13 protein-coding genes are annotated in these 13,436 nt (G+C 64.7%); 8 read left to right on the top strand and 5 right to left on the bottom strand.

The genetic code is table 11. From position 1 onward, the window contains the following. Positions 1-78: 78 nt before the first annotated feature. The gene (locus QQS53_RS08125; RefSeq protein WP_472775353.1) at positions 79-303 is read right to left on the bottom strand and encodes a helix-turn-helix domain-containing protein; all 225 of its coding nucleotides are present in this window, start codon (positions 301-303) and stop codon (positions 79-81) included. A 162-nt stretch (positions 304-465) separates the two neighbouring features. Here QQS53_RS08125 and QQS53_RS08120 point away from each other — a divergent pair, with 162 nt between their 5' ends. The 4 genes from QQS53_RS08120 to QQS53_RS08105 all read left to right on the top strand — a co-directional run bounded on the left by QQS53_RS08120 (position 466) and on the right by QQS53_RS08105 (position 2,963). Continuing rightward, a complete protein-coding gene (locus QQS53_RS08120) occupies positions 466-900 on the top strand; it encodes a hypothetical protein (protein ID WP_472775352.1) in 435 nt (144 codons plus the stop codon). Beyond that, entirely contained in the window at positions 851-1,270 is a 420-nt protein-coding gene (locus QQS53_RS08115; protein WP_472775469.1) for an ImmA/IrrE family metallo-endopeptidase, read from the top strand. The genes QQS53_RS08120 and QQS53_RS08115 overlap by 50 nt, the downstream gene beginning before the upstream one ends. Beyond that, on the top strand, positions 1,267-1,638 hold the full coding sequence (locus tag QQS53_RS08110) for a hypothetical protein (RefSeq protein WP_472775351.1): 372 nt from the start codon (positions 1,267-1,269) through the stop codon (positions 1,636-1,638). Before QQS53_RS08115 ends, QQS53_RS08110 begins: the two co-directional genes overlap by 4 nt. 572 nt (positions 1,639-2,210) lie before the next feature. Beyond that, positions 2,211-2,963 carry a tyrosine-type recombinase/integrase gene (locus QQS53_RS08105; RefSeq protein WP_472775350.1) on the top strand — a complete coding sequence of 251 codons (753 nt, stop codon included), beginning with the start codon at positions 2,211-2,213 and terminating at the stop codon, positions 2,961-2,963. Between the two features lie 20 nt (positions 2,964-2,983). Here the strand turns inward: QQS53_RS08105 and ilvC are convergent, their stop codons facing one another. The 3 genes from ilvC to QQS53_RS08090 all read right to left on the bottom strand — a co-directional run bounded on the left by ilvC (position 2,984) and on the right by QQS53_RS08090 (position 6,419). Then, positions 2,984-3,988, bottom strand: coding sequence for a ketol-acid reductoisomerase (gene ilvC / locus QQS53_RS08100; protein WP_472775349.1), 1,005 nt, complete (start codon positions 3,986-3,988; stop codon positions 2,984-2,986). 77 nt (positions 3,989-4,065) lie between these two features. Then, complete coding sequence (ilvN, locus tag QQS53_RS08095) at positions 4,066-4,581, bottom strand: acetolactate synthase small subunit (protein ID WP_070769661.1); 516 nt, start codon at positions 4,579-4,581, stop codon at positions 4,066-4,068. Between the two features lie 2 nt (positions 4,582-4,583). After that, positions 4,584-6,419 carry an acetolactate synthase large subunit gene (locus tag QQS53_RS08090; protein ID WP_472775348.1) on the bottom strand — a complete coding sequence of 612 codons (1,836 nt, stop codon included), beginning with the start codon at positions 6,417-6,419 and terminating at the stop codon, positions 4,584-4,586. Between the two features lie 415 nt (positions 6,420-6,834). On the opposite strand from QQS53_RS08090, the gene QQS53_RS08085 reads away from it, so the two are divergent. The 4 genes from QQS53_RS08085 (at position 6,835) to QQS53_RS08070 (ending at position 11,917) form a co-directional block, all read left to right on the top strand. Then, a complete protein-coding gene (locus QQS53_RS08085) occupies positions 6,835-7,443 on the top strand; it encodes a PH domain-containing protein (protein ID WP_472775347.1) in 609 nt (202 codons plus the stop codon). A gap of 96 nt (positions 7,444-7,539) precedes the next feature. Next, positions 7,540-9,393, top strand: coding sequence for a dihydroxy-acid dehydratase (gene ilvD, locus QQS53_RS08080; protein ID WP_472775346.1), 1,854 nt, complete (start codon positions 7,540-7,542; stop codon positions 9,391-9,393). A gap of 49 nt (positions 9,394-9,442) precedes the next feature. Beyond that, positions 9,443-10,729: a glycosyltransferase family 87 protein gene (locus QQS53_RS08075; protein ID WP_472775345.1), complete on the top strand. Its 1,287-nt coding sequence runs from the start codon at positions 9,443-9,445 to the stop codon at positions 10,727-10,729. A gap of 186 nt (positions 10,730-10,915) precedes the next feature. Beyond that, complete coding sequence (locus tag QQS53_RS08070; RefSeq protein WP_472775344.1) at positions 10,916-11,917, top strand: HNH endonuclease signature motif containing protein; 1,002 nt, start codon at positions 10,916-10,918, stop codon at positions 11,915-11,917. A gap of 160 nt (positions 11,918-12,077) precedes the next feature. Here the strand turns inward: QQS53_RS08070 and QQS53_RS08065 are convergent, their stop codons facing one another. Further along, complete coding sequence (locus QQS53_RS08065; RefSeq protein WP_472775343.1) at positions 12,078-13,295, bottom strand: DoxX family protein; 1,218 nt, start codon at positions 13,293-13,295, stop codon at positions 12,078-12,080. Between the last annotated feature and the right edge of the window lie 141 nt (positions 13,296-13,436).

Raw genomic sequence — 13,436 nt, 5'->3', positions numbered from 1 at the left:
TTCACACAACACGCGGATCCCCTTGGGGGTTCCGTAGTACCCGGCGCTGGAGTCGAACCAGCGTTGTTCCCTTCCGGGTTACGCTGCTTGTTTTTCGTTCAGCGCGTAAATCATGGAGTCCAGCGGGAGGCCGGTTAGGCTGCGGATTTTTATTAGCGTTGCGATTGACGGCGAGGTCCGACCCTTGCGGAGGTTGCGGATCGAGCTACCGGTCATTCCAAGCCGCGCGGCTAGCTTTTCATCGCTGGCTATACCGCAGATTTCACGCGCCTTATCTAAAATTTCAGGCTTTAAGCGGTACACGGCGTTTCCTTTCCTTTTTCGACGCGCCGTTTTGGCGCGATAACGCCATTATTGCACCGCTAGTGCATTAACGCAACCATAGACACGCGGATTATATAAACGCGCTGGTCACGTATGGCGCAAGATTTGCGCGTGCCGTGTCTATAGACTAGAATTTTTGGCATGGACCTACATGAATGGATTGACAAAATCACCGGCGGCGCCGCCGCCCAGGACATGGCCGGAAAAGCCGGCGTCCCCAAGCGGACCGTGCAAAATCAGCTAGCCGCGGGAAGCATGTCTATCGGGAATATCGTGAAAATCGCTGCGGCCTACGACTACAACCCCCTGCGCGCACTTATCGACTGGGACATCGTGGAGGAACACTGGGCCTACAGGCCGGATATCAAAGCTGCGTTGCGGGCCGCTAGCGAAGATGAACTGGCCGAAGAAATCCTTTCGCGCCTGTCCCGCCTGCCGAACGGCGGGGCGCTAGAGACCCCTCTTGACGAATTGGCTGCCCGCCGCGGTGACTACGACACCGAAGTTCCCATTGACGCGGTTGCAGATGAATCGAGAGAGGAAGGCGGCGGGATTCCCGATGATTACATTGAATAGGCTGCTCGATATCGCCGCCGGCGCCGGCCTTGAGGTCCGGGAGCACAACGGCGGCCCGAAGGGCTGGTTTTCGCCAAGCGCGCGGGCTATCAGTATCCGCCGGGGTCTTCCCGTCGCGCAGTACCGAAGCACTCTAGCCCACGAATTGGGGCACGCCCACTACCAGGATAGGAAAGTAGACGATCCGGTATTGGCAGCTCGGCAAGAAAAACGCGCGGATGAATACGCCGCCCGCCTACTTTTATCCGGCGTTGACGTGGAAGCCGCATTTCACCTACACGGCGGGCACCTATCCCCTGCCGCGTACGCACTTGAGGTATCCGAACACCTACTTACCGTCTTTCTAGAGAAAGAAAGGTTGGCGGCATGAACGAGAACGAGCATAGGCAGGCGGAGTGCTGGATACAGAATCAGATTCGCGGCCAATCCCGATATATGGAGATTGCCGGCGGCGGACTATCCGCCGTAGCGAGAATCCGTGAAATCCGGCTAGCGAAAAACGGCCGGTCTTTGGAAGTTGAGGTAACGATCCCTCCCACGGCGCCGCGGCACCGGGAGATCCTAGCCACCGTAGCGGATTGGGTAGGAACGTGGATTGCCGGCGGCGGGGATATCCCGCAGGTTGTACTTCAGCGCCTTTTGGTGATTTACCCGGTGGATCTACACGGCGGGATCGGAAGGTTTAAGGCCATGAACGAGATACCTATATGGCGCCGTCATAAGGCGGCCGCTAAATAGGAGAAAGGCCCCTACCCGGTGGAGTCTACCCAGGTAGGGGCCGATAGCGGAGTAAATGCCCAACAACCCCGCCGTTGTCCGCGGCAGCGGGGTACAAGCGCGTGAACCCTAACAGGATCACATGAACAAGGATACCAGAATTGGCAGTACAAAAAAGAACAACCGCTAGTGGGGCCGTCCGCTGGATTGCACGGTGGAGGGAGCCTAATGGAAAGCAGCGCTCGAAAAGTTTTGACACGCGGCGGGAAGCCAAAATTTATGTTGACGAACGGGAGCGGGAGCGCCGGCTGGGGCGGCTTTTGCCGGGAGATTTCGAAAAAATGACCGTTGGAGATATTTACCGGGGTTGGCTTTATTCCCGCCCGCTTAGGCCAGCCAGCCTACAGCTTTACCGCCATACGCTGACCCATAATTTGGTTCCGCTAGTGGATTGGCCGGCGCGGGAAATTACGGCGGCAGCGGTTACCCAGTGGCATTCCCAGCTCCTTTCCGGCCGGCCGTGGATTAGCCCCCGCGATACCGGTCTTGCGGAATCCACCGCGCGCAGGTGCGTCAGACACTTACGTACGGCGATGAAATGGGCGGTTGAATCCGGGTATATCACTAGCAACCCGGTTAAAGTTCCGCGTGGAAAAACAGGCGTTGAACCGGACGATATACCCACTATGGAAGAGATTAAAACCGTGATTGACCGGGTACGCGCCGGCGGGGCCAAGTACGACAATCCGCGGCGGCCCGGCGAGCGCGCCGTCCAGGAGCCGGACCCCGTTTTGGCCGATATGATGACGCTAGCCGCTTATACAGGTATGAGGATTTCAGAACTGGCCGGGTTGCAAGGCCGGGAAATTGACGTTGACCGCGGAGTTATCCGGGTACGGAAGCAACTGGGGAAAGAGCTGCCGCGCCGGCGCGTAGAGCTTAAAACGCCGGCGGGCCGCCGGGATATCCCGATAGCCGGGCCCGCGCGCGACTTATGTACGCGGCTCGTCGCCGACCGTGGCGGGGACGAACTGATTTTTCTTTCAAGCCTAGGGAATCCGGTGAGGACTGGAGCGCTAGCGGCGAAAGTAAAACGCGCCGCGGTGCATGAATCCGCGCCACGGGTCCACTTCCACGCCCTCCGGCATTTCTTCATTTCTTCATTAATTACCGCCGGGGTCCCAATCCAGGATGTTGCCCAGGTTGCCGGCCACGGCTCGCCCACGGAGACGCTAAAGACGTACACCCACGTTGTGGCGGGCGCGCGGGACCGGGTTAGCGCGGCGATTGAATCGACGATCGGAAGGGGGATCGGCGGGGGATCACCGCGGCTTAGGGCCGTGTGATACCCCGACTACCAGGGGGTTTAGTGCAGTTCGACCTTGACCCAGCTCATCAGGTCGCGCAGCTGCGCGCCGGTCTTTTCAATCTGGTGGTCGGCGAACTCCTGGCGCAGGCCCTCCAGCTCCTTGTTGCCGCCCTCGACGTTGGCGATCAGGCGCTTGGTAAAGGTTCCATCCTGGATATCGGACAGGATCTCGCGCATGCGCTGCTTGGTGCCCTCGTCGATGACGCGCGGGCCGGACAGGTAGCCGCCGAACTCCGCGGTATCAGAGACCGAGTAGTTCATGTTGGCGATGCCGCCCTCGAACATCAGGTCCACGATGAGCTTCATCTCGTGCAGGACCTCGAAGTAGGCCATCTCCGGCTCATAGCCGGCCTCCACCAGGACCTCGAAGCCGGTCTTGATGAGGAACTCCGCGCCGCCGCACAGGACGGCCTGCTCGCCGAAGAGGTCGGTGACGGTCTCGGCCTCGAAGGTGGTCGGGATGACGCCGGCGCGGGCGCCACCGATGGCGGCCGCGTAGGACAGGGCCAGATCCTGGCCGTTGCCCTTCGGGTCCTGCTCGACGGCGATCAGGCAGGGAACGCCCTTGCCGTCCAGGAACTGGCGGCGCACCAGGTGGCCCGGGCCCTTCGGGGCGACCATGCCGACGGTGATGTTGTCGGCCGGCTCGATCAGGTGGAAGTGGATGTTCAGGCCGTGGCCGAAGAAGAGGGCGTCGCCGTCCTGCAGGTGCGGCGCGATCTGGTTGTCGTAGATCTCCTTCTGGGAGGTATCCGGCGCCAGCAGCATGACCAGGTCGGCCCACTCGGCGGCCTCGGCGACGGAGGTGACCCGGAAACCGGCCTCCTCGGCCTTTTCCGCGGACTTGCTGCCGTCGCGCAGGCCGATGGTGACCTCGACGCCGGACTCGCGCAGGTTCTGGGCGTGGGCATGGCCCTGGGAGCCGTAGCCGATGACGGCTACCTTCCGGCCCTGGATGATGGACAGATCGGCATCGTCGTCGTAGAAGGTCTGGATTGCCATGAGGTATAAACCTACTTTCTTTCCTTATTGTTGGTGGGTGGAAAACGGTGGCCTAAACGGCCAAGGTGATTATTCGTTTATTTGGGTGGGGCCATCGCCTTGGGGCCGCGCGAGAGCGCCACGTGTCCAGATTGCACTAGCTCGCGCACGCCGAACGGTTCCAACACGTCCAGCAAGGCTTGGAGCTTGCCGGGGGTGCCGGTGGCCTCGACGACAACCGACTCGGGAGCCACATCGACCACGCGGGCGCGGAAGATGTTGACCGCGTCGACCACCTGGGGCCGGTTCGCATTGTCAGCCGCGACCTTGACCAGCATGATGGCCCGCGCGACCGAGGAATCCTCCTCCAGCTCGACGACCTTGATGACCGGGATGAGCTTGTTGAGCTGCTTAGTGATCTGCTCAATCACAATCTCGTTGGCATCCGCCACGATGGTCAGGCGGTTAATGCCTTCGGTCTCCGTGCGCGCCGAGACGAAAGAGATAATGGAATAGCCGCGGCGGGTAAACATCCCCGCCACGCGGGAGATGATCCCCTCCCCGTCTTGGACGAGCACCGACAGCGTGTGCCGGGTGACATCGGTTGCTGCCATGGTTAGCTCTCCTTTCCGGTCGCGTCCAAGTCCTTACTGGACTCTTCCGCGAACAGGGGCCGCAGCCCCTGGGCGTACTGGATTTCCTCGTTCGATGCCCCGCCGCCGACCATCGGCCAGACCTGGGCGTCCTCGCCGACAATGAAGTCGATGACGACCGGGCGGTCGTTGATAGCACGGGCCCGCTCGATGGCCGGGGCGACTTCCTCCTCGCAGGTAACCCGGATGGCCTCGCAACCCAGCGCCTGGGACAGCTGCACGAAGTCCGGCAGGAAGGTGGCTGCCTCGCGCAGCTTGGTGTGCGAGTAGTTGCCGCCGAAAAACAGCGTCTGCCACTGGCGCACCATGCCCAAGTTGCCGTTGTTGATGACCGCCACCTTGATGGGAAAGCCGTCAATAGCCGCGGTCGTCAGCTCCTGGTTGGTCATCTGGAAGCAGCCGTCGCCGTCGATGGCCCAGACCTCGCGGTCCGGGTTGGCGGCCTTGGCTCCCAGCGCGGCGGGCACCGCATAGCCCATCGTCCCGGCGCCGCCGGAGTTGATCCAGCTGCGCGGACGCTCGAAGTCGATGAACTGCGCGGCCCACATCTGGTGCTGGCCCACCCCGGAGCAATAGATAGCCTCCGGGCCGGCCAGCTTGCTCAACTGCTCCAGCACGAACTGCGGGTTGAGCAGGCCGTCCGTGGTCGGCTCCCACCCGCGCGGGTAGCGCTCGCACAGGTCGTCCAGGTAAGCCCGCCAGCGGTCCAGCTCGGGCAGCTGGGGCTGGCGCGGGCCCTGGAACCCCCGCAGCAGCTGGTGGAGGACCTCGCGGGCATCGCCCACGATGGGAATATCCACCTCGCGGTTCTTCCCGATCTCGGCCGGATCCACGTCCGCATGGATAACGCGGGCCCCAGGCGCGAACGATGCCGTATCGCCCGTCACCCGGTCATCGAACCGGGCGCCGATGGCGATCAGCAGGTCGGAGCGCTGCATGGCCGCGACCGCCGGCACCGTGCCGTGCATGCCGGGCATGCCCAGGTGCTGCGGGTGCGACTCCGGGAACGCGCCCAGCGCCATCAGCGTGGTCACCACGGGGATGCCGGTGAACTCGGCGAATTCCCGCAGCTCCTTTTCGGCGTTGGCCTTGATGACCCCGCCGCCGATGTAGAGCACCGGCTTGCGGGAGGCAGCAATCAGCTCGACCGCCTGGTTGATCTGGCGCGCGTGCGGACGCGTGACCGGCTTGTAGCCGGGCAGCTCCAGGCGCGTCGGGGCGGTGTAGTCCAGCGTGCCGTTTTGCACGTCCTTCGGGATGTCGACCAGCACGGGGCCCGGGCGACCCGTCGACGCCAAGTGGAAGGCGGCGGCGATAGCCCCGGGGATTTCCTCGGGCGTGGCGACGATGAAGTTGTGCTTAGTGATCGGCATCGTGATGCCGCGGATATCCGCCTCCTGGAAGGCGTCGGTGCCCAACAGGTTGGATCCGACCTGGCCGGTGATGGCGACCACCGGCACGGAGTCCAGCATGGCGTCGGCCAGCGGGGTGACCAGGTTGGTCGCGCCCGGGCCGGAGGTAGCGATGCACACCCCTACCTGCCCGGAGGCCTGGGCGAAGCCCTCGGCCGCATGCCCGGCGCCTTGCTCGTGCCGGGTGAGCACGTGGCGCAGGCGTGTCGAGTGGGCCAGCGCGTCGTACAACGGGAGCACAGCGCCACCCGGGATGCCGAAGACCAGCTCAGTTCCGAGATCCTCTAGCGTGCGGACAATAGCCTGGGCTCCGGTGAGCCTCTCACGAACAGGAGTGCCGGTTCGGGCGGCCACGGAAGCGGGCGTGGGAGTGGGTGAAGCTGCCACGGTAGATTCGCTCCTTCGATTTATGCGTTGTCTGTCGTTGTTCTTAGTGGTTGTTGTGGGTATTTCATGTCGGCTACCACCTCCTGGGTGCGAGGCGATGATCATTGCCGGCCAGGGTCTGCCGATACGACAAAGCCCCCGGCGGGAACCTGCCTCTGGTGGTTCCGCGTCGAGGGCGCTTGACGTATACGACAACAGTTAGCCGCTACGGCGAGCGCCGCTCGGGTACGAGTACTAGCTGAAGTCGAATAATGATCATGAACTGCATCATACACAGCCGGATTTTCGCCACAAGCCCTTTACCCCTAGCCGGGGTTATCTCATTGCCTGAAATTAAATCCGGGATATTTGACCATACAATGAAACGTGTCGGGAGTTTTCGCACGCTAAGCCCCGTCCACTAGCATGGATAGCCATGAGCACACCGCAGCGCCGACCCTCCCGCACCAACCGCCCGGCCCGCCCGGAGACGCCGAATAAAAATCGCGCCCGTACAGCCCCCAAATCCCCGGCCGGGCACACCACGGTCTTCCGGCCCGAGCGCACCAACCTGCTCGCCATCGTCCTGCTCACCGCCATCGCGGTACTCATCATCTCCTGGAAGCCGTTGGTTTTGGGCTGGCTGCTCATCATCCCCGCGCTGGCTTTGTGGTGGGTGCTGCGGGCGCGCACGACGGTGAGCGAGGACGGCATCGCCATCCGCTACGGCTTCCGCAGGGACGCCCACCTGCCGTGGGAGGACTTCGCGGGCATCGGATTCAAGTGGGCCCACACCTTCGCCGCCACCCGGCAGGGCAAGAAATTCAACCTTCCGGGGGTAACCTTTAATTCACTCCCCGACCTGGCGCGGGCCTCCCGCGGGCGCATCCCGGACGCGCTCAGCGCAGGTAAAAAGGCCGCCGACGACAAGGTCGTGGTCATCCACCGCGACGGGCAGCAGGTTCTCATGTCCAAGGAAGAGTATGCTGCCTACCAAGCCACCGAGGGCGACTCGGCCACCCATACCGACTCGAACCCCAACTAGGCGCGCGGCCACCCCATCCGCGCTGGCGGTACGGCTTTGCCTCTTCTTTCCTGATATCCCCGTGTGCCTGTAGAAAGGTCAAGGCTTTAGACCCCCATGTACCCGCTGCGCTCAAAAACCACCACCGTTGGCCGGCAAGCCGCCGGAGCCCGCGCCCTCTGGCGCGCGACCGGCACCGGCGAAAACGACTTCGGCAAGCCCATCGTGGCCATCGCCAACTCCTTCACCCAGTTCGTTCCCGGCCACGTGCACCTGAAAAACGTCGGTGACATCGTCGCCGAGTCCGTGCGCGCCGCCGGAGGCGTGCCCAAGGAATTCAACACCATCGCCGTCGACGACGGCATCGCCATGGGCCACTCCGGCATGCTCTACTCGCTGCCCAGCCGCGAGATCATCTCCGACTCCATCGAGTACATGGTCAACGCGCACACCGCCGACGCCCTGGTCTGCATCTCCAACTGCGACAAGATCACCCCGGGCATGCTCAACGCCGCGCTGCGCCTGAACATCCCCACCATCTTCGTCTCCGGCGGGCCGATGGAGGCCGGCAAGGCCGTGGTCGTCGACGGCGTGGCCCACCAGCCCACCGACCTCATCACCGCGATCACGGCCTCGGCCTCCGACGCGGTTTCCGACGCCGCCCTGACCACCGTCGAAGAATCCGCCTGCCCCACCTGTGGTTCCTGCTCCGGCATGTTCACGGCCAACTCCATGAACTGCCTGACCGAGGCCCTGGGCCTGGCCCTGCCCGGCAACGGCACCACCCTGGCCACCCACGCCCAGCGCCGGCGCCTGTTCGAGCAGGCCGGCGAGATAATCGTCGAGCTATGCCAGCGCTACTACGGGGAGGAAGACGACCGGATGCTGCCGCGGAGCATCGCTAGCAAGGCCGCATTCACCAACGCCCTGGCGCTGGACATGGCCATGGGCGGGTCCACCAACACGATCCTCCACACGCTGGCGGCCGCCCAGGAGGGCGACGTCGACTTCGACCTGCGCGACATCGAGGCCATCTCCGACCGCGTGCCCTGCCTGTCCAAGGTCGCGCCGAACGGCGTGTGGCACATCGAGGACGTCCACCGCGCCGGCGGCATCCCCGCCATCCTGGGCGAGCTGCGCCGCGCCGGCCACCTCGACACCTCCGTGCACACCGTCTGCTACGACGACGCCAACCAGTGGCTCGACGACTGGGACATCCGCGGCGGGGCCCATATCCCGGCCGCCGAGGACCTGTTCTACGCCGCGCCCGGCGGGGTGCGCACGACCGAGCCGTTTTCCACGTCGAACCGCTGGTCCTCACTGGATACCGATCAAAAGGACGGCTGCATCCACTCCGCCGAGCACGCCTACTCCGCCGACGGCGGACTCGTGGTCCTGCGCGGCAACCTGGCCCCCGACGGGGCCGTCATCAAGGCCGCCGGCGTCGAGGAGGAGCTGTGGACCTTCAGCGGCCCGGCCCGCGTGGTCGAGTCCCAGGAGCAGGCCGTTTCCGCCATCCTCAACAAGGAGGTCCAGGCCGGCGAGGTCCTGGTCATCCGCTACGAAGGACCCGCCGGCGGCCCCGGCATGCAGGAGATGCTCCACCCGACGTCCTTCCTCAAGGGCGCCGGGCTGGGCAAGAAGTGCGCGCTGATCACCGACGGGCGCTTCTCCGGCGGCACCTCGGGGCTGTCCATCGGGCACATCTCGCCCGAGGCCGCGCACGGCGGGCTCATCGGGCTCATCGAAAACGGCGACACCATCCACATCGACGTGCGCGCCCGCCGCCTGGATCTGGCCGTCGCCGACGACGAGCTGGCCCGCCGCCGCGCCGCCCAGCTGGAGCGCGAGCACCCGTTCACCCCGGTGGACCGCAACCGGCCGGTGACCAAGGCGCTGCGCGCGTACGCCGCCCTGGCGACCTCCGCCGACCGCGGCGCCGTGCGGGTGGTGGACGGCCACGTCCACTAGGCCACGTCGATCGCCCCGGGGCGCGGGCAAGTGGCCTAAACTCTCCGGGGTGACTACCCAACGCCGCGTCCCGCCGCTTCTGGCCTACCTGCTCATCGCCGCCGGTCTACTCGGCGGCGTGGGCAAAATGATCGCCCATACCCTGATCACCGACTTCCCCGTCGACATGATCATCTACCGCGAGGGGGTCAAGGCCTTCCTGTCCGGCGGCGAGGTCTATTCGGAGCCGATGTACGCCGGCGACATCGCCCTGCCGTTTATCTACCCGCCCTTCGGCGCCCTCGTAATGGCGCCGCTGGCCGCCTTCGACTGGATGAGCGACGACCTGGCCGGCGACATCATGATCGTGCTCTCCGACGTGCTGTTGCTCGCGTGTATCTTTTTCGTCGCCCGAGCCATCCTGCCGGCGATGGCGCGCCGCAACCTCCTGGCCATCGTCTGCGTGGTCTGGGCCGTGCTGCTGGGCTTCGAGCCCGTCGAGCTCAACAACGGCTTCGCGCAGGTGAACATGGTCGTCATGGCCTTGGTGGTTTTCGACCTCGTACCGCGCAAGCGCTACCTGCCGCAAGGCTGGCTCATCGGGCTCGCGGCCGCCATTAAACTGACCCCGGCCGCCATGTTGCTGTATTTCCTGGTGCGCAAAGAGGTCAGGCCGATTATCACCGCCGTCGTCTCCGGCGTCATCGCCACTGCCTTGGCCGCGGCCGTACGCTGGGACGTCTTCGTGGAGTTCTTCTTCGGCAAGATGCTGGCCATGGGCTCCGGCAATGATTTCGGTGTTGGCACCGCCTACCAGTCCAACAGCTCGTGGAAGGGCGTGCTCGAGCGCGCATTCAGCTCCGCCGAGGCCACCGAGGCCCACAGTACCCTCCTCAACGTGGCCTGGCTTATCGGGGTCCTGGTCATCGTCGGGGCTGGCGCCTGGCTCATGCGCGGTCTCTTCCGCCGCGGCCTGGACATCGATGCCGCCCTCACCGCCGCCGTCATTATGCTGCTCATCTCCCCGGTTTCCTGGTCGCACCACTGGGTCTGGCTGACGCTCATCCTGCCGGTGCTGGCCTACCGCGCGTGGTCGTGGCGGCACCAGACCTGGGTCGCCGGCAGCCTTATCGCCGTGGTAGCCGCTTGGATCTTCCTTATGCTGACTGTGCCACCCAAGTGGTGGTTCGGCGACGACATCGACGTCTACGGGCTCAACTCCATGCAGAAGTTCCTCGTCAGTGACTTCGTGTGGCTGATTGTCATCGCGGGCGCCCTGTACGCCTACTGCGCGCTGAAGCAGCCGCGGCGGGAGTTGTCCACAGATTCCCGCCCGCGGGGGCCTCTTTCTGCCTAAATTTGCCTAACGATGCCTACTTGGGCACGTTGCTCCATTTTTCGGCCTTTGGGCAGGTGGCGCCGCAAAAACGGGCATTTTCTCCTCTTTCGGGGCCCGTACAGGATGGTTAGATTGCCCCGAGTTATCCACAGATCGGGTTTTCGGCCCTTGTAGGGGTTGATCTGTGCTTCTAGCGTGTGAGTCATGACAACGACAGCCATGGACACACTCACAGCAGCGCACGCCATCTTCGCGGACGGGATCCAGTATTTGGACCTGTGCCGCCAGCTCAGCCTGCCCGCTTTGAAGGCTGTCATGTCCGACGTCGCCGCCGCCGCGCACTTTCGCGCGTGCCAAACCTTCTTCGGGAAAACGTCCTATACGCGCAAGCAAGCCGCCGCCCGCCGAGCCGCCGCCGAATCCGGACACCACCTCGACACCCTGCTAGTCCTGGACAACGCCTTCCGCCGGGTACGCCACCAGGGCGAGGCCTGGGCCATGCTCATCGAACTGTGCAACACCCCCGGCACCACCAAACAACTCCGCCGGCTTGCCAACCAAAAGGTCTTGGAACTCAACCGCCCGGCACCACCCGCCGAAGGCGTGCGCGTGACCCGCCGCAAAGACGGCCCCAGCACCTTCTCCATTACCGGGGACCCGCAGCTGGTAGAAAACCTCTGGGCATCAATCAAGACCATCCCCGACGTGGAAGCCTTGTTCAGCGGCGGGCTAGAAAAACAACCCAAGACCACGCACGTGGTGATCTCCCTTCCCGACTGGGTGCGCATCCTTGCCGGCGACGGGGAGGACATCACCGTGCAGCTAAGCAGCGGCACCACCATGACCGGTGCCGACTACGTCCGCCAATGCCTGCTAGATGCGGGCCTGGCCACCCTGGTGGACCCGAGGCGCGGGCCGGTCAACCAATACCGCTACCAACGGCATGCCTCACCGAAGCAGAAAGACATGGCCAAAGCCGAGACCACCACCTGCGCCTGGCCGAACTGTAGGAAACCGGCGGATGAGTGCCAGGTCCACCACATCCACCCCTGGGCAGGCGGTGGTGAAACCAACCAAGAAAACCTGACCTTGTTGTGCGAGTTCCACAACTCCTGGAACGACGACGACCCCGCCTACCCCAGACACGGGAGGGTCAACCGAAGACACGGCAAAGTCACCTGGGACCCACCCTGGAGCGGCGGCTGACACGGGGGCCAGCCGAGAGAGGCCGCCACAAGGAACAAGGCCAGCCGAACCCCACGACTGCCGGGCCACAAGGAGCAATCCCAGTCTAAACACGCGAAAAGGCGCCACGGAATCTACTCCGTAGCGCCTACTCGGCGTGCCTAATCGGCGTGCACTTAGGCTAGTTCAGCGGGTTTAGCCCTGCGCCGAACCACCAGATGGCCCCCAGGGCGACCAAGCCCAGAACGATGAAGACCCACGAGGACGCCAGCGGACGACGCGCCCACGAGCGGCCGAAGTCCAGCGAGATAACGCCCGGGCCGGTGAACTGGACACCCAGAGCGATAACGAACAACACGACCGACAGCCACACCGATTCCGGCCAGTTAAAGACGTTGAGCCCGGCCCCAGAGACGGCGAGGGCGTGCAGAGCGGTAAAGCCGGTGACGACGGTTGCGAGCATCGCGGCGACCGGCGTCAACAGGCCCAAGACCAGGAAGGCGCCAGCGACCAACTGCGCGACCGGGACGCCAACTCCCAGAATGTCAGCCCACGGGTAGCCGGCGAACTGCTCGGTGACCTCGCTCAGGCCGGCGGAATTGCCCAGCTGCAGCAGCGGACGCAGGCCCGCCAGAATGAGGTAGACACCCAAGCCGAGGCGGACCAGCAGCAGGCCAAAGTCTATGGTGCCGCGCTTGGCAGTAGCGGCGGTTTCGGAAGCCTCCGGGGCCTCGGCCGCGTCGGGAGCATAGGAGGCATCGGTGGTGCCGGCGTAGACGGGCTGGCCGTCGGCATCGTACTGCTCGCCGGCCGGGGCCTGGGAGGTCGCGGCGTAGCCCGAATCGTTCGGATCCAGCGCCATGGTCTCCTGCGGCGCGGCGGCCGGCTGGTACCGGGTGGCGGGTTCGTCGGCGCGGCGCTCGGCGAAGTCGCGATCGGCATAGGTCTCAGACTCGCGAGAGCCACGGGCGTCGCGAGGCTCGCGGGCCCCGCGGTCGAGCTGGACCGTCGGGTCCGCCGCGGCGGCCGGCGCACCCGAGGCGCTAAAGGCGGTGGTCTCGGCCTCGTTGCCTTCCGCCGAGACCCCGGCGGCGTCCTCTGCTTCCGGCTCGGCGGCGGCAGCGCGCGGCTCGATGTTCTGCGGCTGGGCGCGGCCGGCGCGCTCGAAGAGGGAGCTGCGCTTCGGCGCGGGCTTGCTCGGGGCGCCAGCCCCGGCGGACTCGGCCTTCTCGCCCGGCTTGGCGGCCTGGCCGAACTCGGTGGTCTCCGGGGCATCGTCGCGCTTTAGGGGACGCGCGGTGCCCTGGCCGGAAGACTGGGAGAGCCCAGTGTAGGTGGGAACGTCGTCAAAGTCATCGCCTAGGTCACGGGCGTTATCTGGCTTGTTGTTCTGGGTCATACCTGCCAACTTAGGCCAGCTGAGCGTCCGCGCGGACCACCGCCCTCGGCGCGCCGCAACATCGTGTGCAAATCGAGACCCTTCCACCTTTGTTGACGCGTCACGCTTTTGGGTACACTAGGGTGTTAGCCAAGACCTAGG

This window comes from Corynebacterium sp. 2571A, assembly GCF_055700935.1.
This window is presented reverse-complemented; position numbering and strand designations above follow the sequence as displayed.